Origin of the sequence: Pedobacter sp. MC2016-05 (genome assembly GCF_026239735.1) — a bacterium.
GTDB lineage: Bacteria > Bacteroidota > Bacteroidia > Sphingobacteriales > Sphingobacteriaceae > Pedobacter.
Map to the genome: position 1 here is coordinate 98671 of NZ_JAPIVT010000015.1, position 20634 is coordinate 119304.

A 20634-nucleotide genomic window follows, 5' to 3' on the forward strand; every position below is an offset into this window, starting at 1 on the left:
AAGAGCATTTAATCTTGTTTTATCTTAAATTTCTTATATGGTGATAATAGCTGATTAGTCGAAATCAGTTGAAATGGTAATTGCTTTCCAATCTTGATATTCTTTTGTCAGTGCATCGGTTTTTATGATTGCTCTATGCAAAGCATCTTTACCTAAAAGCAAATGGATAGGAGGATTTGGCATACTTGCCAGAGAAATCATTGCTGCAGCAGCTTTTTCCGGATCGCCAGCTTGTGTGCCATCCATTTTTAAGTATCGTTCGTGTATCACCCTTACTTCTTGGTAAGCATCGATTGGATTTTTTGCCAGCGTTAAAGATTCTTCTTTAAGAAAACTTGTTCTAAATGCTCCAGGGGCTACAACCGTAACCTTAACCCCAAATTCTTTTAGGTCTTCAGCTAACACTTCAGATAATGCAATTACTGCTGCTTTTGCAGCCGAATAAACTGCCCAACCCGTAGCGCCAACGATACCAGCGATTGATGCAATGTTGATGATATGGCCTGAACGTTGTGTTCTTAAATGCAGGCTTACTTTTCTAATCACATTTAAGGTTCCAAAAACATTTACATCGAAAGCATCTTTGGTTTCTTTATCCGTTAGCTCTTCGATGCTGCCCCCAATACCATAGCCTGCGTTGTTAATTACCACATCAATTCTACCAAATTGAGCAACAGTAGCATTAATCGCATCTTCTACACTTAACTCATCAGCAAGATTTACTGCTATAGGGAGAAATTTTTCTGAATTTGAATTGACTGCCGAAATTAAGTCGTTTACGTTTCTTGATGTTGCTGCAACTGATTGACCTGCTTTTAACAATTGGTTTACCAAACTAAGTCCTAATCCTTTAGAAGCACCCGTTATAAACCAAACTTTTTTAATCCCCATAATTTTATCCTTTTTGTTAAGACAAAATTACGGCGCGAATTAAAATTTACTATTACGTCAATCAAACTGATGATTACTAAAATCAAACAATACGATAAGAACCAGGCGTATTGTTAGTGAGTTTTTTAAAAAAATTATTGAAGTGTGTCGGTTCTTCAAAGCCTAAACAATAACCAATTTCAGAGATATTCCAGTCTGTATGTTTAAGTAAAGCCATCGCCTCGCTTAATAAACGCTCTGTAATATAATGTGTTGTGGTTTTTCCTGTTGTTTCTTTTATCGCCCTATTTAAGTGATTTACATGTACAGAAAGCTGGGCCGCGAAGTCTTTTGCTGAACGCATGGTAAATCTTTGTCCAGGGTTTTCGATGGGAAACTGTCTTTCCAAAAGCTCTGTAAATACCGAGGTAATTCGAGAATTTGCATCGGGATGTTTGTATAACACTTCTGATGGCTCTGTTTTGAGTGCGAAGTGCGTTATTTCAGTAGTATAATTTCTTAGCAGGTCATACTTATACATATAATCGCTATTGATTTCTTCCAGCATCTTCTCGAAAAGTGAAGAGATGAGCTCATCTTGTTTCGCATCCAAAATATACGCTGGCTTACCTCCAACTGCAAACATGGGCAAGTCGCCAATATTTCCACGGATTTTCTCATTGAAAAATGCTTCGGTAAATATGCAAAAGTAGCCTCTCACATCATTCAATTTACCACTCGCCAATTCCCATTTGTAGGGCACTAAAGGATTGAAAAACATCAGTGCCGTTCCATTAATCTCAACACTTTTATCAGCATAATGGTAGATATTGTGACCTCTATTCAAAGCGATTTTATAGAAGTCTCTTCGGCTGTATTTTACTGGTGGTTTATCATCGCCAACACAGTCTTCCATCCTAAATACATTAAAATGGCCGATATCTTTTTGAAGGTTATCAGGCAAAAAATCAAACTTATTTTTATAAAACTCCTCTATAGATTCTGACTTACTCATGAACCAAAGTTACAAAATTCAAACTGATATAGAAATCTTCTTTAGACTTTAGCAGAGAAATAGTTCGTCGACTAAATTGACCAAATCGTCATGCTGAATTTATTTTAGCATCTTTTTCACATAAACACCATTATCCAGATCTTTAGAGACGGGATTGCGCCCAAAACAAAGAAATCCTTATAAAAGTAAGTTCTACAAAGATTTCTTTCGCTTCGCCTCAATCTAAATCGCGAATTATTAAAAATACATTACCATGATAAATAGATTTGCATTTAATATACCAATCGGTATATATTTGCTTTGTCAATTCAAATCAACATGACCAAGGCAGAAAAAACAAGAAATTTCATTATAGAGAAAACAGCACCCATTTTTAATATGAAAGGTTATGCTGGTACATCTTTAAATGATATCATTGCTGCAACGGGGCTAACAAAGGGAAGTATTTATGGCAATTTCGCTAATAAGGATGAAGTTGCGCTTGCTGCTTTCGATTATAATTTCAGTACGAATGTTTCAAAAATCGAGGCAGAAATAAGTCGGCAAAATACGACTGAAGGAAAATTACTTGCTTATATAAATATTTACCAAAGCCTTTTAATTAATGGGATTTCTCTGGGAGGTTGCCCAATTTTGAATACGGCTATCGATGCCGATGATACACATCCCGCTCTCCGGGATAAAGTTTTAAAAGCAGTCTTCTCCTGGAAGAATAGAATTATAAGCCTGGTAGAAGAGGGGATTTTAAAGAAAGAACTTAAAGCTGATAATAATCCCGAACAAATTGCGCTAACAATTATTGCAATGATAGAGGGCGGAGTGATGGTTTCTCGCCTCACCAACAACATGGAAAATTGGAAATTAATAATGAATTCTTTAAAAAAATATATTAAAAGCTTAGGCTAAAAAATTTTAAACAAAAATATACCGATTGGTATATAATAGAAACAGCAAATATGAAAACTTCACAAAACACAGTATTAATTATCGGCGGAACAGCTGGTATCGGATTAGAAATCGTAAAACAGCTAACAGCATTAAACAATCATGTGATTGTAACGGGTAGAAACAAAGAGCGCCTGGATTCCGCATTATCAGGGTTAAGCAATGTTACGTCCATCCAATTTGATGTAAGCAAGGCAGAAGAAGTTGATCAATTAGTTGAACGAATTGGAAAGGATTTCCCTAATTTAAATATGGTGATCAATAATGCCGGGAGAGCAATTGTTTACAATTTAGCTGATAACAATCAGGACGCTTTCGCAAATGCTGAAGATGAAATGTTAACTAATTATTTATCCATCATCAGAATTAATCAAAAACTTTTACCGATTCTAAAAGCGCTGCCAGAATCGGCAATTGTAAATGTTTCGTCGGTTGTAGCTTAGGTTCCTGGTATCACGTTGCCAACTTATGCAGCCAGTAAAGCCGCTTTACATTCTTATACAACTTCGTTAAGGTTAAGTCTTGAAGATAGTTCAGTTAAAGTTTTTGAGTTGATGCCTCCTTTGGTTGATACCGAATTTTCAAAAGAAATTGGTGGGCACAATGGTATTAAGCCATCAGTTGTTGCTGATGAATTTATTGCTGCTTTAGCAGAAGATGAATTCGAAATCAGGGTTGGTGATACCGCTAAAATTTATGAATTGTTCCGTCAATCTCCTGTAGATGCTTTAAATGTGATGAATGCGAACAGAAAAGCTTGGGTAGAATCGGTAAACTAATTAATCGAATCAGCAGGAATGAAAAAGAAATTAACTTTCGCCTTTATTATGGCAATTTTTACAACAGGAATTGTAACCTTTGCGGCGATAAGCGTAAATCTAGGTTTTAGCGAGAAATTTATTAAAGTCTGGGTCAAATCCTGGGCGATTTCTTATGTAGTGGCCATTCCCGCTATACTAATCATTGCTCCGAAAGTTCAGGCTTTCGTAGATTACCTGTACGCAGGAGAAAATAAAAACTAATAAAATGAAACGAGTAGTTGTAACTGGATTAGGCGCCATAACGCCACTTGGAAACACTGTAGAAGACTTCTGGAAAAATATTCTCGATGGTAAAAGTGGTGTCGGACCGATTACTAAATTTGATACCAGTAAGTTTAAGACACATTTTGCTGCTGAGGTAAGAAATTTCAATGCGGAGGAGTTTCTGGATAAAAAAGAAGCTAGAAAGTACGATACCTTTACCCAATATGCTATCGCATCAAGCGACCAGGCGATTAAAGATGCTGGATTGGACTTTACTGTGATGACGGATGCACAATTGGCTGAAGTTGGTGTAATTTGGGCTACTGGCAACGGAGGGATCTCTACTTTCGAAGAGCAGTTGGCCGAATTTCACCAAGGTGATGGAACACCAAGATTCAGTCCGTTTTTTATTCCGAAAATGATCGTAGATATTGCCGCCGGTGCCATTAGCATCCGCCACAAACTCCGCGGACCCAATTATTGTACGGTTTCGGCTTGTGCTTCTTCCAATACGGCTATTATAAATGCTTTCGATACGATTCGTTTGGGCAAGGCAAGTGTAATGGTTGCCGGAGGTTCTGAAGCTGCAATTACCGAAGCTTCTGTGGGCGGTTTCAACGCTGCACAAGCATTGTCTAAGAGAAATGACAGTCCTGAAACAGCTTCTAGACCATTTGATGAAACCCGTGATGGCTTTGTGATGGGTGAGGGCGCAGGTGCTTTAATTTTAGAAGAATTAGAACATGCGTTAAGCCGTGGCGCTCATATTTACGCAGAAATTGTTGGTGGCGGAATGGCTGCTGATGCTTACCACTTAACAGGAACGCCACCAGATGGAATCGGAGCAACTTTAGGGATGCAAAAAGCTTTAAGCGATGCTAATATTTCTGCAGATAAAATCGACTACATCAATGCTCACGCTACCTCGACAGGCTTAGGCGATTTGAGCGAATTAAATGCAATCAAAAATGTTTTCGACGGCTTGCCTGTGGTAATTGGGGCATCAAAATCCATGACAGGTCATTTGCTTGGTGCCGCCGGCGCTGTAGAAAGCCTGATTAGTATTTTAGCCATAAGAGATGGTATCATTCCACCAACAATCAACACTGAAAAGCTTGATGAAAAAATCCCGGAAGGATTAAATATTGTTTTAGGGCAGCCGATTAGAAAGGAAATCAACTACGTTTTAAACAATACATTCGGGTTCGGCGGACACGTAGCCAGCACCATTTTTAAGAAATTTGAGGGATAAGCTATTTGTCCATTAATAGGTTAACAAGTTCTTTTAACTCTTCGAGTTCCTGTTCCAATTTCGCAATACGATTTTCCAGCTCTTCATTGGGTTGGAAAATTGTAGTTTGTGCTACTTGTGGTTCTTCCTCTTGATTGTCTGCCTGTTCACCTAATAGGTGTACATATCTTGCCTCTTTCTGTCCTGGCTTTTTGGTCAACAGTTTTACGAACGCAGGCTCTCCCTCGGCAAGCTTCTGTAATTGTTCAGAAATTTCTTCGATACTTTCAAATTCGAATAGCCTTCCTGAATTGCTATTAATTTCGCCTGGTGTTAGTGGTCCTCTCAAAAGCAATAGGCAAAGAATAGAAAGTTCTGAAGGGATCAATGGATAAGCAATCGCTAAGTTATGCTTATATTTAATTACGTGGCTCGAACCTCCTGTAGCTGTTGATATTAAACCTTTTATTTTTAGTGAATTTAATGTTAGTGTTACGGTCTCCTCACTATAATTAACCACTGGATTTCTTGAGCTTTTTTGATTACAAGCTGCTGTTAAACTGTTCAGCGTCATCGGGTAATAGTCTGGCGTGGTTCGGCTTTTTTCTATTAATGAACCTAAAACGCGTTGTTCTTCTGCAGATAAATTGGGTAGCAATTTAATTTCTTCCATTTGCTAAAAATAGAAATTGAGTTGACATTATCGAAATTATTCTGTTGGTATCAGTTATTTCTTTGGCTAATGCCTCTCATATCTTATTAGAATTATTCTAAATTTCTAAATCGAGCTAATTTCAGCTTAAGATTAGCGAACTTAGGAGACATCTCAAAACATACTTTATGCAATCATCTGATAAGGAATCAAATCAGGGCGATAGCAGGAGAGACTTTTTAAAGAAAAGTTCACTCATTACTGCAATCGCTTTAACACCATCTGTTGCTGTTAAAGCAGCCGAAAACCAGGCTGATGAACGTTTCGCTGAACTTTTTGAAAAAATACCACTTAATATAACGGTAAACAATAAGGCTTATAAGACATCTATTGAGCCTCGTGTAACACTGTTAGATTATCTGCGTGAAGAGCTTCATTTAACAGGAACCAAAAAAGGCTGCGACCATGGTCAATGCGGTGCATGTACCGTCCACGTAAATGGAGAACGCGTAAACTCTTGTTTAAGCTTGGCAGTGATGAACGAAGGGAAGAAAATAACGACTATAGAAGGACTTGCAAAAGCAGAAGAGTTACATCCGATGCAGGCAGCATTTATTAAACATGATGGTTTTCAGTGTGGTTATTGTACACCCGGACAAATCATGTCGGCAGTGGCCTGCGTAAACGAAGGGCACACAAACTCGAGGGCAGAAATTAGTGAATATATGAGTGGAAACATTTGCAGATGTGGTGCTTATCCTAATATAGTTGACGCAATAGTTGAAGTTTCGAAGGGAGGAATGAAAGCATGATCAACTTCCAATACTTAAGAACAACCTCGACAAAATCAGCATTATCCTTGTTGATAAAAGATAAAAATTCCAAGTTTCTTGCTGGTGGTACAAACTTGATCGATCTAATGAAAAGAGGGGTAACAGCTCCTGAAAAATTGATCGACATTAACCACGTTCCTTTAAAGCAAATTGAACTTGTTGGCGATAAAATTATCATTGGTGCCTTAGCATCGAATACTGCCGTTGCAGAAAATACTTTGGTTAAAGAAAAATTGCCTCTGCTGGCAATGGCCTTAAATGCCGGTGCGTCTGCGCAGTTAAGAAATGTGGCTACAGTTGGTGGCAACATGATGCAACGGACACGTTGTGGCTATTTTTATGATACTGAAATGCCCTGCAACAAGCGCCAGCCGGGATCTGGTTGCGGCGCTATTGGTGGCTTTAACAGGATGCACGCCATCTTCGGAACATCAGATAAATGCATTGCCGTTCATCCGAGTGATATGTGCGTCGCTTTAGTCGCTTTAGATGCAGTTGCTGTGCTGGCAAGTACCAAAGGCGAACGCAAGGTTTTATTTCAAGATTTTCATCGCCTTGCGGGAGATACTCCTCAGTTAGACAATAACTTAAAAGCCGATGAGATGATCGTCCGCCTAGAAATTCCGGTAAATAATTTAGCTAAAAATTCTAACTACTTAAAGGTTAGAGACCGGGCATCTTACGCTTTTGCCTTAGTATCTGTAGCGGCCGCCTTAGAAATCTCTAACAATAAAATCAGCGATGTTCGCCTTGCAATGGGCGGCGTTGCACACAAACCATGGAGATTAACAGCGTCGGAAAATTTCTTAAAAGGCAAGGAACCAAGCCTTGAAAACTTTGAGCAAGCCGCCAAGTTGGCAATGACGGATGCAAAAGGATTTGGAGAGAATGATTTCAAACTCCAGATGGCTCCCAATACAATTATTGAAGCATTAACTGTTGCAAAATCTAAGGCATAATCATGGAAAATCGAATAATTAAAGATGAAAATGACCGCGTAGATGGCGTTTTCAAGGTTACGGGCAAAGCTAAATACTTTGCTGAATACGAATTACCTGGGTTAACTTATGGCGTTTTAGTTACCAGCACCATTACCAAAGGCAAAATTACTACGCTTGATACAAAAGCTGCTGAAAAAGCGCCTGGCGTACTTGCGGTGATCTCTCATTTAAATAAACCATCGGCTCCAGCATACGAACAGGAGGGTGGCTCACCTTTTAAAATTTTTTATACCGATAAGATATTTTTTAACGGACAACCAATCGCTATAGTGGTTGCAAATACTTTTGAGCGGGCAACATATGCTGCATCATTAGTAAAGGCAACTTATGCAAAAGAAGATTTTAATACTGATTTTGAGAAAGCAATTGCCGATTCAAAAGCTAAAAAACTTCAAGGTCAGCCTGATTATAAACGAGGCGTTGAGAATGCCTATAAAACTGCGGAGGTAAAAATTGAGGCTAAATATCATTTGCCGATTGAAACACATAACCCTATGGAATTACATGGGATCATTGCTGATTGGCGTCCGAATAGCCAGGTTACCGTTTACGCAAAAACCCAGGGTGTAAAAGCAACGCAGGGAACAATAGCTAATGTATTCAAAATTCCAATAGAAAATATCCAGGTAAATTCTGAGTTTGTGGGCGGTGGTTTTGGAATGGCCTTACGTACATGGCCTTTGGAAATTGCAACGGTAATGGCTTCCAAACATCTTAGTAAACCTGTTAAACTTGTAATTACCCGAATGCAGATGTTTACCATGGTGGGCAATCGTCCGGCAGCCGTTCAAACCATAGGTTTGGGCGCCAGTAAAGATGGAAAGTTAACTGGAATTACGCATCGTGCTTTTGGAGAAACCTCCGCCTACGAAAACTTTACTGAAGGGGTGGTTAACATGGCGAAATTCATGTATCAATGCGATAATGTGAATACGCAATACACAGTTGTTCCTGTAGATTTGGGTGTGCCCATCTGGATGCGTGGACCTGGAGAAGCGACCGGTGCATTTGCGCTGGAGAGTGCGATTGATGAAATGGCCCACGCTTTAGATATGGATCCACTTGATTTCAGAATTAAAAACGACCCGGAGCGGGATCAGCAGCGTGATAAGCCATTTTCGGATAAAAATATTAAAGAGGCTTATAAAATTGGCGCTCAGAAAATAGGATGGAATGAACGCAAAAATAAACCTGGAAGCTTAGTTGAAGGGCAATGGAAAACTGGTTTTGGCGTGAGTATTGGGGTTTTTAATGCCAATAGGGGTCGAGCCAGTGTTAAAGGTATTTTAAAAGCGGATGGATCTTTGGTTTTGCAAAGCGCAACCAGTGATATCGGTCCGGGAACTGGAACAGGAATGACTTTGATTGCCAGCAAGATAACAGGTATTCCCGTAGGTAAAATTACTTTCGAGTTGGGAGATTCTTCATTGCCACCAGCGCCAAGCCAGGGTGGTTCTGCAACGCTTTCTACGGTGGGTTCTGCGGTAAACGATGTATGCGTTAGCTTAAAATCTACCATAGCAGAATTAGCAGCCAATTCGAATATGGATGCAACATCCAATTTTGTCGACGTTTTAAAGAAGAATAACCTTCCATCTATCGAGGTCACTAAGCAAAGTTCTGCTGGTAAAGAACGGGAGGAATATTCCATGTATTCTTTCTCCATCCACTTTGTGAAGGTAAAAGTGCATAGCTTAACTGGTGTAGTTAAAGTTGATAAGATTATTTCAGTGGGTGATTCAGGAACGATTGTTAGTCCTAAAACCGCTCGGAGCCAGATGGTTGGTGGTGCAGTGGGTGGCGTAGGTATGGCACTGACAGAAGAGTCTGTTATCGATCACCGTTATGGACGCTATATCAACAATAATTTTGCTGATTATCATGTGCCGGTCAATGCAGATATACCTGAAATAGAAGTACATTTTATCAATAAGCCAGATCCATACATCAATCCAATGGGTGCAAAAGGAATGGGTGAAATTGCTTTAATCGGTTTTTCTGCAGCGGTTGCAAATGCTGTTTTTAATGCCACTGGTAAAAGGATTAGAACTTTACCGATCACCCCGGATAAGATTTTAGCAAGTGCCTGATAAAAGATAGTTGAGGAAAAACGAAGATTAAATATCAATTTAAGATAGTATAAGAAAATTTATATGATAGCTGCAAAAGGATATGCTGTTCACAGTAAAACAGATCAACTGGCGCCCTGGAATTTCGAGAGAAGGAATGTTGGCCCAAAAGATGTTTTAATAGAGATTTTGTTTAGTGGTATTTGCCATTCTGATATCCATCAGGTGCGCAGCGAATGGGGTCCGGCTCGTTATCCAATGGTTCCCGGACACGAGATTGTTGGTAGAATCACTGAAGTGGGATCGGAAGTAGCCAAGTTCAGCGTTGGCGATTTGGCAGGAATAGGTTGTATGGTAGATAGTTGTAAGGAATGTACAACCTGTAAAGGCGGCCAGGAGCAGTTTTGCGAAAGAGGCGAAACGGTGTGGACCTACAACAGTGTAGAACGTGATAAGAAAACGCCTACTTACGGTGGATATGCAAATAAAATTGTTTGCACAGAAGAATTTGTAGTAAGCGTTTCTGATCGTTTGCCTTTAGCAGGAGTAGCACCATTACTTTGTGCGGGAATTACCACTTATTCGCCGATTAAACGATGGGGCATAGCCAAAGGACATAAGGTGGCCGTTTTAGGCCTGGGTGGTCTTGGGCACATGGCGGTAAAATTTGCGGTTGCATTTGGTGCAGATGTTACGGTTTTAAGTACGTCGCCTTCTAAAGAGCAGGATGCTAAAAGTTTAGGAGCACATCATTTTGTAATCACCAGAGATCCTGAAGAGCTGAAAAAATATGCAAAGCATTTCGATTTTATCATTGATTCTGTTTCTGCTCCGCATGATTATGAAATGTACCTCAAACTCCTGAATGTAAATGGTGTGCATATTTGCGTAGGATTACCACCGGAACCTTTAAAATTTCCTGGCTCTGCCTTAATGCATGGAAACCGATCTTTAACGGCTTCGAGTATTGGCGGTATTGCAGAAACACAAGAAATGCTCGATTTCTGTGCAAAACATGATATTGTTTCCGAAGTGGAAGTTATTAATATCAATTACGTAAATGAAGCTTATGAACGTGTGTTGAACAGCGATGTCAAGTATCGTTTTGTTATTGATATGGATACTATTTAATTGTAGTTAGAATAGATCTGACTTTTATATTCAGTAGGTAAACTTTACGAAGTTAAGATCATAAAAAAGGCGAACTAACGTTCGCCTTTTTTATCTAAGCATTTACAGTATTATTTAGCAGTTGCTTTTCCATTATAGGTAGCAGCTAATTTTAAAGCTTCGTATGCATTAACAATACCCCCGCTGATGCATAAATCAGAGAAAGGTACTGACACCGATTCTGCATTTTCCTCTTCTCCTTTTTTGTAAGAAACATTATGATTTACTTTGCTAACTGACTTTACAATAATTTCTTTCACTTGTGCGGCAGTCAGTTTAGGATAATAAGAACGGATTAATCCTGCCAAACCGGCAACAACAGGTGAAGCCATACTTGTTCCGTTTAAATTTTTATATTTCGATCCCGGAACAGTAGAATAGATTTGCACACCTGGAGCAAAAACGTCTACCTGAGTTTTACCGAAGTTAGAGAAACTTGCTTTTAAAGTTTCATCATCTTTAGGACCTGAGGCGCCAACTGTAATCCACGATGCGATCGTTTTTTCATCCAAATCTTTATGATTAGGGAAGTTATTTTCCGTATCGATATCCTTATTTTCGTTACCTGCAGCCTGCACAATTAAAACATCTTTAGAAGCTGCGTATTTCATAGCTTCGTTCACTACAGCTTTGTCCCAGCTGTAAGCTTTACCAAAGCTCATATTAATTACTTTTGCGCCGTTATCAACAGCATAACGAATGCCGTTTGCCACGTCTTTATCACGCTCATCACCATTCGGGGTAACCCTAACGCCCATAATTACCACGTTATCGGCCACGCCTTTGATCCCTAAATTGTTTGTTCGGTCTGCTGCAATAATTCCGGCAACATGGGAACCATGCATGGCATCCGGACCAGCAACGTCATTATTCCCATAAAATTTTTCTTTAGGATCATTAGGATGATCACCTACAATGCTACGGGGATCATAATCAACATTTAGATTATATTCTGCCTGACGGGTGTAATAATCGAAACCTTCTTTAATTTGATCTTCGTAAAAATCTTTAAAACTTACATTCGCTAATTGTTCAACTAAAATGCTTTGAATACGGCCATCCATTTCTGCTGTTGGCTTGTAGGCTTTAATTTCGGCCAAAGTAGGATTCTCTTTTCCCAATTTCTTAATAAAGGCGTCTAACGCGTTTTTAAAACCAGAAATATTAGCTAAGCCAGCTTTAGCCTCACCTAACTGTTTTTCCAAATCTGCTCTTCTGGCCTTAAATGCTTCAAAATCTGCCTTATCTTTTGCCGAAACCGTTGCATCCGTAGTGTTTTCAAATCGTTTTAGATCTCGGCGTACTAAACGCGTTAATTCTAAAGTTTCGAAGTTAACAGACTCTTTTGGTCCACCAATAAAGTTCCAACCGTGAATATCATCCGCGTAACCATTCTTGTCGTCATCTTTTCCATTGCCTGAGATTTCTTTAGCGTTAACCCACATAATTCTTTTTAAGTCTTCATGTGTATTTTCAACGCCGCCATCGTTTACGGCTACAATAACCTTTGTCGATTTTTTTCCTTTCAAAAGTTCTTTGTATGCTTTTTCGGTGCTGATTCCAAATGTTGAATCAGTTTTAAGATCAAGATTTTGCCAATTTGCTTTTTGTGCATTGGCTATAAATGGTACTGCACTAACTACAGCAGCGCTCAGCAACGCTCTAAAAATTCTACTCTTATTCATTTATGTATTTTTGTATTTAACGCGGAAAGATAATTTTAATTTCTCGTATTTCTGAAAATGTAATTAAAATGATGAATCTATATAAACAGAAGATCCCATTCAAATTAATGAACAGGATCTTAAATAATTAATGGTTCCTTATTTTAGGTTGGATACAATTTCTTTAGCTGACTGATCATGACCTTCTATAACAGTTAGGGTTTTACCTGCCCATTCTTTTAGTTTTGCATCTTTGTTTTCCATGCCATCTTTAAACAAAGAAATTGTTTTTTGATGATCGGTAACCATCATATCCATATAATGTTTATCAAAGCTTGCGCCAGTCATTTTCTTCATTTCATCCAGATGGATCTGATCTTCGGCTGGAAGCGCATCGGGAGTAATTATTTTTTTATCTGTCGCCAATGCTTTTAGTTCTTTGTTGGCCTGAGTATGGTCTGTCAGCATTTTAGAGGCGAAATCTTTCACTTTCTGATTGGAAGCGTTCTTCATCGCAATTTTTGCTGCTTCAACTTCCATAATACCACCTACAGCTGCTTTTCTCAAAAATGTTGCGCCAGCTTCATCCAAACCTGTTTCTATCACTTCACTTCCTGCAACGTGATTGCCGTTTACCATATTGGTATCGCCAGCTACGCTATCTTTTGTAGTAGATGATTTTTTATCTGCCGTTTGGCAAGCGGTTAAACTTACTGCTAATGCAATTGCGGTTACATATAAAAATTTATTGCTCATTTTATTTTCGTTTTGTACGTAAACAAAACACCAATAAGCACAAAAGGTTTTTTTGATGTTAGTCTTTATTGTAAGGATTTGAAATGGAGATTGCCATCTGGTTTTCGGGATTTTTTATCTGCGAAAATCCGAATTGCTCATAGAGCTCATGTGCATCATGGGTAGCCAGCTGGTATCTTCTCAGATTTTGTAAATCAGGGTGGAAAATCATAAACGATATTAATTTTTTAGCCAGGCCATTACCACGATGACCCTCTTCAACGTAGACATCACACAGCCAGCCGAAAGTCGCTTTATCGGTTACCCACCGGGCGAAGCCTATCTGAAGGCCACTCTTGTAGATGCCGAAACAAAGCGAATTTTGAATCGAAGCAGCAACGGTTTCTGAAGGGATATCCTTAGCCCAATATGATTCTTTACTTAAATAGCTATGAATCCGATCTATCTGCAATAGTTCTTTCTGATCTGAAAAAAGAAATCCATCTTCAATTACCTGCATTTTTTAATCCTTTATTTTGATAAGCATTAACAGATTAAATTGACTAATTTCTCATGTTAATGAACTGCAATGGCTGGTCGAAATCTTCACCACGGCATAGAGAAATTACAGCTTGGAGGTCATCAATTTTTTTGGCGGTTACCCGAACCTGGTCATCCATGATTGATGGTTGTACTTTTAAACCACTCGCTTTAATTTTAGCAACAACCTTTTTGGCTGCCTCTTTATCCAATCCTTCTTTAATGGTAATTTCCTTGCGAATCATATTGCCGGATGCGATGGTTTCTTTGCCAAAGTCAAGACTTTTTGGATCCAGATTTTGTTTCATCATCCTCGATATGATCGAACCTTCTATGGCTTTTAATCGCATGTCATCTTCCGTAACAATGGTTACAACGTTGGTTTTTTTATCCAAATCTACAGTACTTTTCGATCCATTGAAATCAAATCTATTGAGGATTTCTTTCTTGGCATTATTGATCGCATTATCAAGGGTTTGCGCATCAACTTTACTTACAATATCAAAAGAAGGCATGGTTTTAGCTTTTAAATTAAAAAATTAAGTAGATTTATTAGAAAATAATCGATCTCACAAAAAAACGAAAAATAATATGAAAACCACTAAAGCTAAGTCTCAAAAAAAAGCAACAAAAAAAGAAGCTGCAAAACAGTTAGAGCAATCAATTACTTCGCAGTTTTTAGATGTAATTAAAAGCTTGGGCCATGATGCATCAGAAATCAGTTCAGAAGTTGCAAAAGCAAGCAAACGCGTAGCTAAAAAACTGACTAAAAAGTTTACGGTGATCAAATCAGATGTGGGTCATAAGATTGATGATTTATTAAAGTCGTCAAAATCAAAGGCTGATAAAAAGCCGGTTACAAAGGTTGTTAATAAAGCAGAAAAATCTGCGGCTAAGGTGGTTAAAAAAGCAGTTTCTAAAGCTAAACCGATTGTTCAAAGTGTTAAAGTTGCAGCAATTGCATCAGAAGAAAAAGTAGAAAAAGCATTAGCTAAGCCAGTAGAAGCCATTAAAAAAACGGCAAGTAAAGCGACTGAAACGAAAGAGAATACCCCTGCTAAAAAAGAAATAAGCGAGCTTGCTGCAACTGTCGTACCAAAATTAACAGAAAAAGCTGTTAGTAAAACAACATCTGCGGCTAAGCAAAAAGTAGCAACAGCCAAGAACGACGCTACCGATACTAAAAAAGCAGTTCAAGATAGGGCAAAACCGTTAGCAAAAGACGTTTCCAAAGCAGCTGAAGAAACAGCAAAGCCAAAAAGTGTTAAAACGGCCGCTAAAAAATTGCTTTAGTTTCGGATTCTTGTATTAACGATTAAACAATTCGTTAACGTTAACACTTTGATTTATTAACATCAATTTAACAAATTATTTTGCAGCTTTGAGCATCCCTGTACCCACGGGGATTTTTTATTTTTTTAGATGAGCAAGAAGAAAATACCATTTTTAAACCGGGAGATAAGTTGGTTGTATTTTAACGATCGTGTGTTACAAGAAGCGGCCGATGAAACCGTTCCACTCATCGAAAGGATTAAGTTTCTATCTATATTTTCTTCCAATCTGGAAGAGTTTTATCGGGTGCGGGTCGCTACAATGTCGCGGTTAACCAATTTAAACGATAAAGCAAAAGCCCTTTTGGGTTTCAATCCGAAAAAAATCCTAAATGAGATTAAGAATATCGTAGTGAAACAAGAGCGCAAGTTCGATCAATTGTTTCAGGCTACGCTTATCAATGAGCTTGCACAAAATAGAATCTTTATTTTGAATGATACCCAGCTCAATGTGAGTAGAGGAGAGTTTGTGAAGAACCACTTTCGTGATAAAATTTTATCAAATCTGGTTCCGATCATGTTGGATATGGATAAACCTTTTCCAGAACTAAAAGATCGGTTTTTGTATTTCTTTGTGAAATTATCCAAAAAAGATACGAAAGTTAGAGAGAAGTATGCGCTAATCGAGATTCCGCCGAGTTTGCCACGTTTCCTGGTCTTACCAGAAACCAACGATTTAAAGTTTATTATTCTTGCTGAAGATATTATTCGTTATTGCCTGGATGATATTTTCTATGTTTTTACTTACGATCATTTAGAAGCTTACTCTATTCAGCTAACACGAGATGCTGAGTTGGATATAGATAAAAATATCGATGATAAGTTTATTGAAGACTTAAAAAGCAGTTTAGAGAAACGGAAAAAAGGTAAACCCATGCGTTTATTGTACGATTCGGCAATGCCTTTGAACATGCTTACTGTTTTGGTAAACAAACTCAAACTCGATGCCGACAGTTTAATACCGGGTAATAGTTATCATAAATTTGGAGATTTTATCTCTTTTCCTAACGTTGGGAAGAAAGAATTGGAGTATGCACCAAACGTACCCTTAAAAGTGCATGATTTGCCACGTACGCAGAGTGTTTTTAGTAGAATTGCTCGCCGCGATTATCTGGTGAACTTACCATATCAATCTTATGACTATATCATATTGTTTCTGCGGGAAGCGGCAATTGATCCTAAGGTTACTGAAATTCAAATCACGCTATATCGCCTTGCTGAAAACTCGAAGGTAATTAACGCCTTAATTAATGCGGCAAAGAACGGCAAATCAGTTTCTGTAGTATTGGAACTAAAGGCCCGGTTTGATGAACAAGCCAATATATTCTGGACATCGAGGTTGATGGAAGAAGGCGTAAAAGTTAATTATGGCTTAACAGACTATAAGGTTCATTCCAAAATTTGCCTTGTTAAAAGAATAGAAAAGGATAAGCCTGTTTATTATGCAAATTTAGCGACAGGAAATTTCAATGAGAAAACCGCTGGGTTATATTGCGATCACAGTATTTTCACAGCTAAAAAGGAAATTACAAATGATCTGGTAAAACTATTTGATGCGTTAAATAAAAGAACAGTAACCAAAGGGTTTAAACATTTAATCGTTTCTCCATTGGAAAGTCGCTCAAAGCTGATCAATTTCATTAATAGAGAAATAAGAAATGCCAAAGCCGGAAAACTGGCTTACATTATGTTAAAAGTGAATAGTTTAGCTGATGAAGGCATCATTTCAAAACTATACGATGCCAGTAATGCTGGTGTTAAAATTCAACTCATTGTACGGGGAATTTGTTGCTTAGTTCCCGGTGTTAAAGGCTTTAGTGAAAACATAACTGCCATCAGTATTATCGATAAGTTTCTGGAGCATGCAAGGATTTACATTTTCAGCAATAATGGCAAAAATGATATGTACTTATCTTCTGCAGATTTAATGAGCAGAAACTTTGAGCATAGGGTAGAAGTAGGCTTTCCGGTTCTTGATCCCGAAGTAAAGCAAGAAATTCAAGATATCATTGATCTTCAGTTGCAAGACAATACAAAATCACGACAAATTAACGCATCCAATAATAATAAATATCATAAAAATAGATTGAGCAAAAAGATTAGAGCTCAGGTTGATATTTATAACTACTTAAAAACCAAGCACCAATAATGTTAAGATATGCAGCTATAGATGTTGGCTCGAACGCAGTAAGATTGCTCATTGCCGACATCAGCAAAAGCGACGGAAAATATAAATATAAAAAGAACACTTTAATTAGAGTGCCCTTACGCTTGGGCGATGATGCTTTCTTGGATCATCATATTTCTGAAAGAAAAGCAGGAGATTTGGTGAAAACGATGTCAGCCTTTAAAAGTCTGATGGATGTTTATCATGTTTCCGAATATTTGGCCTGTGCCACTTCAGCCATGCGTGAGGCTAGCAACGGAGAGGATATCGTTAAAATGATTAAAGCACAAACGGATTTGAATCTTGAAATTATTGAAGGTCAGAGAGAAGCCAATATCATTTATGCTAACCACATAGAGGCCGATTTAGATGAAAATAAAACGTATTTATACATCGACGTTGGTGGTGGTAGCACCGAATTATCGGTATTTGTAAAAGGTGTACCAGAAGCTTCACGTTCGTTTAATATTGGCACGATAAGAATGTTGGATAACCAGGATAAAGAAGAAACCTGGGACGAAATGAAAGAATGGGTGAAGGAGCACACCAAGAACTACAAACAGTTGGCAGCAATTGGAACTGGAGGTAATATTAATAAATTATTCAGAATGAGTGATGAAAAGGATGGTGCCCCGCTATCAATTCAAAAACTAAATGCACTTTACAATAAGTTAACAAGCTATTCTCTAAAAGAGCGTATACATGAATTGGGTTTAAATCCTGATCGTGCTGACGTAATCATTCCTGCAAGTGAAATTTATTTGACCCTAATGAAATGGACAGGTATTAAACAAATTTTTGTTCCAAAAGTGGGCATGGCTGATGGAATTATTAAACTTTTAATTGAGGAAAAACTTGATTAGGAATGGAAACTTCCAGCGCTAGCGAGTTTAAGAAAATGCATTACTTCTTCATTTAAATCTCTTGTGGCGTAAATTCTTAAATGATGGTTTAATATCACTTATCAGTGCCATAAAAAAAACGGAATAAACCTAAGGTATATTCCGTTTTCCCATTTAAAAAATCATCTGGTTGACCAGACACTATTCTTCTAATAGTTTAGTGGCAGCCTCATCAGTAAAGAAAGTAAGCTTACCATCAATAGGATCAATGAGTTGAGATGGATATAAATCAAAATCTTTTTGTTCGTCACCAATTACGTGTTTAATGGCTTCGGCTTTATTTTCTCCAAAAACAAGAAATGCTATATTTTCGGCTTTGTTAATTAACGGGGCTGTAAAACTAACGCGATAAGTGTTTAGCTTTTCTACAAAAACAGAAGCTACGTTTACTTCTTCATCTTTAACTAATGAAGTATGAGGGAAGATTGATGCGGTATGTGCATCATCACCCATTCCCAATAAAATTAGATCGAAAACTAAATCTTCGCCTTTGAAATGAGCATCGATTGATTTTTTATACTCAATTGCAGCTTTCTCTGGAGCCAGTGTTGTATCAACATAAAAAATATGATCGTCTTTAATGTTTAATGGATCGAGTAGTGCCTTTTTTGCCAATAACCCATTGTAATTTTCATCATTTGCCGGAACATTCCGCTCATCGCCAAAAAAGAAATATACTTTTTCCCAATCAATTCTATGTTCGCATTCTTTAGCCAGAAAATGATAAAGTGCTTTGGGTGAACTACCTCCGGTTAAAACAAAATTAAAACAATCATTTTCCTCAATAGAAACCTCAGCAATTTTAATAATGTAATCTGCTAAATCTTCAGTGAGTTCTTCAATCGTTTTATATATTAATAAATTCATATTGCTAAATATTAAACATTATTGCAAGGCAAAAAGTAATCTCAATCACGTTAGTTGATTATTACTTTCTGCCCGGCTATGAGGAGTTTTTACTCTTTATTTTTTAATGGTAAATTGAACCAATGGAAGCCATCTCTTGCAATAAGTGCCTCTGCTTCTTCAGGTCCCCAGCTATCGGCTGGATAGTTTGGAAAATTTATTGATTTTTTACTTTCCCAGGTGTTTAAAATTGGCATCACCAATTCCCAGGCAGCTTCTACCTGATCGCCACGCATAAATAACGTTTGATCACCCATCATGGCATCCAATAATAGAGTTTCATAAGCTTCCGGTGTGTCGCCTTCGTAAGTACCTTTATAGTCAAAAACCATATCAACAGGATTTAAAACCATATCCAAACCAGGTCTTTTCGCTTGCACCTGCATGCGAATACTCATTTCTGGCTGAATACTAATTACCAGGCGGTTTTGTTGCCAACTCTCTGTAACATCAGAAGAGAAAATTTGATGAGGAACATCTCTGAACTGAATTGTAATCAGAGATGAAGTTTGATTTAACCGTTTACCAGTTCTTAAATAAAACGGAATTCCCTGCCATCTCCAGTTATCAATATGAAATTTTACAGCGGCGAAGGTTTCTGTATTGGAGTGTGGATCCACACCTTTTTCCTGGCGATAGCCCGGAACCTCTTTACCTTCAACCCAACCTTTGCTGTATTGGCCACGTACGGTGTGGAAACGGATATCTTCAGCAGAGAACGGACGCATGGCTCTCAAAACCTCCACCTTACGGTTTCTAATTTCGTCGGCATCAAAGTTAATTGGCGCTTCCATGCCTATTAAGCACAACAACTGTAGAAGGTGGTTTTGAATCATATCACGCAAGGCACCAGCACCTTCATAATAACCACCCCGATCGGCAACCCCCAACTGTTCGGTAACCGAAATCTGAACGTGATCGATGTAAGATCTATTCCATAATGGTTCAAATAGTGCATTTGCAAACCTAAATGCCATCATGTTTTGCACCGTTTCTTTACCCAAATAATGATCAATGCGGTAGATTTGTTTCTCGGTGAAAATTGTACTTAGTAATGCATTAAGTTCTTTTGCAGACTCTAAATCATGACCAAATGGCTTCTCAATTACGATACGGCTATTGTCTTCATCTTCGGTAAGTTTATATTTTTGCAGGTATTCGGCAATCACAGGGAAGAAGTTTGGCGCCACGGCCAGGTAAAAAATCACCTGCGTATCTTTACCATATTCTTTTTGGTATTTTTCTACCGCCGCTTTTAAATTTTCGAAGGTTTTCGGTTGAGCAAAATCAGTAGGACAATATTGGATGGTATCTCCAAACGTGTCCCATTTTTCTTTTTTAACTTTACCAGAGCGAGAAAACTCATTTACGGCTTCTTCTAGAGCGGTTTTGTAACTCTCATCGGTATACTCGGTTCTACCGGTGCCAATGATAGCAAATTGATCAGGCATGTAACCCTCAATAAATAAGTTGTATAGCGCAGGTGCTAGTTTTCTTTTATTTAAATCACCTGTACCACCAAATATTACAAATATTGTGGGGTTTAATGCGGTTTTGGTTTTCATTATATTTTCAGAT

General features: G+C 38.1%; 19 protein-coding genes and 1 pseudogene. 11 read left to right on the top strand and 9 right to left on the bottom strand.

The features are described 5' to 3' along the window. Positions 1 to 54: 54 nt before the first annotated feature. Both OQZ33_RS17485 and OQZ33_RS17490 read right to left on the bottom strand, forming a co-directional pair. Entirely contained in the window at positions 55 to 891 is an 837-nt protein-coding gene (locus OQZ33_RS17485) for an SDR family NAD(P)-dependent oxidoreductase (RefSeq protein ID WP_265800471.1), read from the bottom strand. Between the two features lie 82 nt (positions 892 to 973). Next, entirely contained in the window at positions 974 to 1885 is a 912-nt protein-coding gene (locus tag OQZ33_RS17490) for a helix-turn-helix domain-containing protein (protein WP_265800472.1), read from the bottom strand. A gap of 318 nt (positions 1886 to 2203) precedes the next feature. On the opposite strand from OQZ33_RS17490, the gene OQZ33_RS17495 reads away from it, so the two are divergent. The 4 genes and pseudogenes from OQZ33_RS17495 to fabF all read left to right on the top strand — a co-directional run bounded on the left by OQZ33_RS17495 (position 2204) and on the right by fabF (position 5107). Further along, on the top strand, positions 2204 to 2791 hold the full coding sequence (locus OQZ33_RS17495; RefSeq protein WP_265800474.1) for a TetR/AcrR family transcriptional regulator: 588 nt from the start codon (positions 2204 to 2206) through the stop codon (positions 2789 to 2791). 50 nt (positions 2792 to 2841) lie between these two features. Further along, positions 2842 to 3609 (top strand): annotated as a pseudogene (locus tag OQZ33_RS17500) (SDR family oxidoreductase). An 18-nt stretch (positions 3610 to 3627) separates the two neighbouring features. Then, positions 3628 to 3852 (top strand): DUF2798 domain-containing protein, encoded by a 225-nt coding sequence (locus OQZ33_RS17505; protein WP_265800476.1) that lies wholly within the window; start codon positions 3628 to 3630, stop codon positions 3850 to 3852. A 4-nt stretch (positions 3853 to 3856) separates the two neighbouring features. Then, on the top strand, positions 3857 to 5107 hold the full coding sequence (gene fabF / locus OQZ33_RS17510) for a beta-ketoacyl-ACP synthase II (protein WP_265800478.1): 1251 nt from the start codon (positions 3857 to 3859) through the stop codon (positions 5105 to 5107). Between the two features lies 1 nt (position 5108). Here the strand turns inward: fabF and OQZ33_RS17515 are convergent, their stop codons facing one another. Beyond that, a complete protein-coding gene (locus OQZ33_RS17515) occupies positions 5109 to 5759 on the bottom strand; it encodes a YceH family protein (RefSeq protein ID WP_265800479.1) in 651 nt (216 codons plus the stop codon). A gap of 167 nt (positions 5760 to 5926) precedes the next feature. Here OQZ33_RS17515 and OQZ33_RS17520 point away from each other — a divergent pair, with 167 nt between their 5' ends. The 4 genes from OQZ33_RS17520 (at position 5927) to OQZ33_RS17535 (ending at position 10772) form a co-directional block, all read left to right on the top strand. Further along, positions 5927 to 6550 (top strand): (2Fe-2S)-binding protein, encoded by a 624-nt coding sequence (locus tag OQZ33_RS17520; protein WP_265800480.1) that lies wholly within the window; start codon positions 5927 to 5929, stop codon positions 6548 to 6550. Next, the gene (locus tag OQZ33_RS17525) at positions 6547 to 7530 is read left to right on the top strand and encodes an FAD binding domain-containing protein (protein WP_265800482.1); all 984 of its coding nucleotides are present in this window, start codon (positions 6547 to 6549) and stop codon (positions 7528 to 7530) included. The genes OQZ33_RS17520 and OQZ33_RS17525 overlap by 4 nt, the downstream gene beginning before the upstream one ends. Positions 7531 to 7532: 2 nt before the next feature. Continuing rightward, positions 7533 to 9662: a xanthine dehydrogenase family protein molybdopterin-binding subunit gene (locus OQZ33_RS17530; protein ID WP_265800484.1), complete on the top strand. Its 2130-nt coding sequence runs from the start codon at positions 7533 to 7535 to the stop codon at positions 9660 to 9662. A gap of 63 nt (positions 9663 to 9725) precedes the next feature. Beyond that, positions 9726 to 10772 (top strand): NAD(P)-dependent alcohol dehydrogenase, encoded by a 1047-nt coding sequence (locus OQZ33_RS17535; protein ID WP_265800485.1) that lies wholly within the window; start codon positions 9726 to 9728, stop codon positions 10770 to 10772. Between the two features lie 110 nt (positions 10773 to 10882). Here the strand turns inward: OQZ33_RS17535 and OQZ33_RS17540 are convergent, their stop codons facing one another. The 4 genes from OQZ33_RS17540 to OQZ33_RS17555 form a co-directional block, all read right to left on the bottom strand. Beyond that, complete coding sequence (locus tag OQZ33_RS17540; RefSeq protein WP_265800486.1) at positions 10883 to 12496, bottom strand: S8 family peptidase; 1614 nt, start codon at positions 12494 to 12496, stop codon at positions 10883 to 10885. Between the two features lie 138 nt (positions 12497 to 12634). Continuing rightward, positions 12635 to 13231, bottom strand: a complete 597-nt coding sequence (locus OQZ33_RS17545; protein WP_265800487.1) for a DUF4142 domain-containing protein — start codon at positions 13229 to 13231, stop codon at positions 12635 to 12637. 58 nt (positions 13232 to 13289) lie between these two features. Next, on the bottom strand, positions 13290 to 13730 hold the full coding sequence (locus tag OQZ33_RS17550) for a GNAT family N-acetyltransferase (RefSeq protein ID WP_265800488.1): 441 nt from the start codon (positions 13728 to 13730) through the stop codon (positions 13290 to 13292). A 43-nt stretch (positions 13731 to 13773) separates the two neighbouring features. After that, positions 13774 to 14265 (bottom strand): YajQ family cyclic di-GMP-binding protein, encoded by a 492-nt coding sequence (locus OQZ33_RS17555; RefSeq protein WP_056849049.1) that lies wholly within the window; start codon positions 14263 to 14265, stop codon positions 13774 to 13776. 265 nt (positions 14266 to 14530) lie between these two features. Here OQZ33_RS17555 and OQZ33_RS17560 point away from each other — a divergent pair, with 265 nt between their 5' ends. The 3 genes from OQZ33_RS17560 to OQZ33_RS17570 all read left to right on the top strand — a co-directional run bounded on the left by OQZ33_RS17560 (position 14531) and on the right by OQZ33_RS17570 (position 18111). Then, positions 14531 to 15043 (top strand): hypothetical protein, encoded by a 513-nt coding sequence (locus tag OQZ33_RS17560; RefSeq protein ID WP_265800489.1) that lies wholly within the window; start codon positions 14531 to 14533, stop codon positions 15041 to 15043. 129 nt (positions 15044 to 15172) lie between these two features. Beyond that, positions 15173 to 17230 carry a polyphosphate kinase 1 gene (gene ppk1, locus OQZ33_RS17565; RefSeq protein ID WP_056849047.1) on the top strand — a complete coding sequence of 686 codons (2058 nt, stop codon included), beginning with the start codon at positions 15173 to 15175 and terminating at the stop codon, positions 17228 to 17230. Next, positions 17230 to 18111 (top strand): exopolyphosphatase, encoded by an 882-nt coding sequence (locus OQZ33_RS17570; RefSeq protein ID WP_265800490.1) that lies wholly within the window; start codon positions 17230 to 17232, stop codon positions 18109 to 18111. The genes ppk1 and OQZ33_RS17570 overlap by 1 nt, the downstream gene beginning before the upstream one ends. Before the next feature lie 180 nt (positions 18112 to 18291). On the opposite strand, the gene pgl is transcribed toward OQZ33_RS17570, so the two are convergent. After that, positions 18292 to 19017, bottom strand: a complete 726-nt coding sequence (pgl, locus tag OQZ33_RS17575; RefSeq protein ID WP_265800491.1) for a 6-phosphogluconolactonase — start codon at positions 19015 to 19017, stop codon at positions 18292 to 18294. 89 nt (positions 19018 to 19106) lie between these two features. Further along, entirely contained in the window at positions 19107 to 20621 is a 1515-nt protein-coding gene (gene zwf / locus OQZ33_RS17580; RefSeq protein ID WP_265800493.1) for a glucose-6-phosphate dehydrogenase, read from the bottom strand. Between the last annotated feature and the right edge of the window lie 13 nt (positions 20622 to 20634).

Excerpts from the sequence above, each read along its gene's own strand:
- OQZ33_RS17485 (WP_265800471.1), bottom strand. The coding sequence starts at position 891 with ATGGGGATTAAAAAAGTTTGGTTTATAACGGGTGCTTCTAAAGGATTA.
- OQZ33_RS17490 (WP_265800472.1), bottom strand. The coding sequence starts at position 1,885 with ATGAGTAAGTCAGAATCTATAGAGGAGTTTTATAAAAATAAGTTTGAT.
- OQZ33_RS17495 (WP_265800474.1), top strand. The coding sequence starts at position 2,204 with ATGACCAAGGCAGAAAAAACAAGAAATTTCATTATAGAGAAAACAGCA.
- OQZ33_RS17505 (WP_265800476.1), top strand. The coding sequence starts at position 3,628 with ATGAAAAAGAAATTAACTTTCGCCTTTATTATGGCAATTTTTACAACA.
- fabF (WP_265800478.1), top strand. The coding sequence starts at position 3,857 with ATGAAACGAGTAGTTGTAACTGGATTAGGCGCCATAACGCCACTTGGA.
- OQZ33_RS17515 (WP_265800479.1), bottom strand. The coding sequence starts at position 5,759 with ATGGAAGAAATTAAATTGCTACCCAATTTATCTGCAGAAGAACAACGC.
- OQZ33_RS17520 (WP_265800480.1), top strand. The coding sequence starts at position 5,927 with ATGCAATCATCTGATAAGGAATCAAATCAGGGCGATAGCAGGAGAGAC.
- OQZ33_RS17525 (WP_265800482.1), top strand. The coding sequence starts at position 6,547 with ATGATCAACTTCCAATACTTAAGAACAACCTCGACAAAATCAGCATTA.
- OQZ33_RS17530 (WP_265800484.1), top strand. The coding sequence starts at position 7,533 with ATGGAAAATCGAATAATTAAAGATGAAAATGACCGCGTAGATGGCGTT.
- OQZ33_RS17535 (WP_265800485.1), top strand. The coding sequence starts at position 9,726 with ATGATAGCTGCAAAAGGATATGCTGTTCACAGTAAAACAGATCAACTG.
- OQZ33_RS17540 (WP_265800486.1), bottom strand. The coding sequence starts at position 12,496 with ATGAATAAGAGTAGAATTTTTAGAGCGTTGCTGAGCGCTGCTGTAGTT.
- OQZ33_RS17545 (WP_265800487.1), bottom strand. The coding sequence starts at position 13,231 with ATGAGCAATAAATTTTTATATGTAACCGCAATTGCATTAGCAGTAAGT.
- OQZ33_RS17550 (WP_265800488.1), bottom strand. The coding sequence starts at position 13,730 with ATGCAGGTAATTGAAGATGGATTTCTTTTTTCAGATCAGAAAGAACTA.
- OQZ33_RS17555 (WP_056849049.1), bottom strand. The coding sequence starts at position 14,265 with ATGCCTTCTTTTGATATTGTAAGTAAAGTTGATGCGCAAACCCTTGAT.
- ppk1 (WP_056849047.1), top strand. The coding sequence starts at position 15,173 with ATGAGCAAGAAGAAAATACCATTTTTAAACCGGGAGATAAGTTGGTTG.
- OQZ33_RS17570 (WP_265800490.1), top strand. The coding sequence starts at position 17,230 with ATGTTAAGATATGCAGCTATAGATGTTGGCTCGAACGCAGTAAGATTG.
- pgl (WP_265800491.1), bottom strand. The coding sequence starts at position 19,017 with ATGAATTTATTAATATATAAAACGATTGAAGAACTCACTGAAGATTTA.
- zwf (WP_265800493.1), bottom strand. The coding sequence starts at position 20,621 with ATGAAAACCAAAACCGCATTAAACCCCACAATATTTGTAATATTTGGT.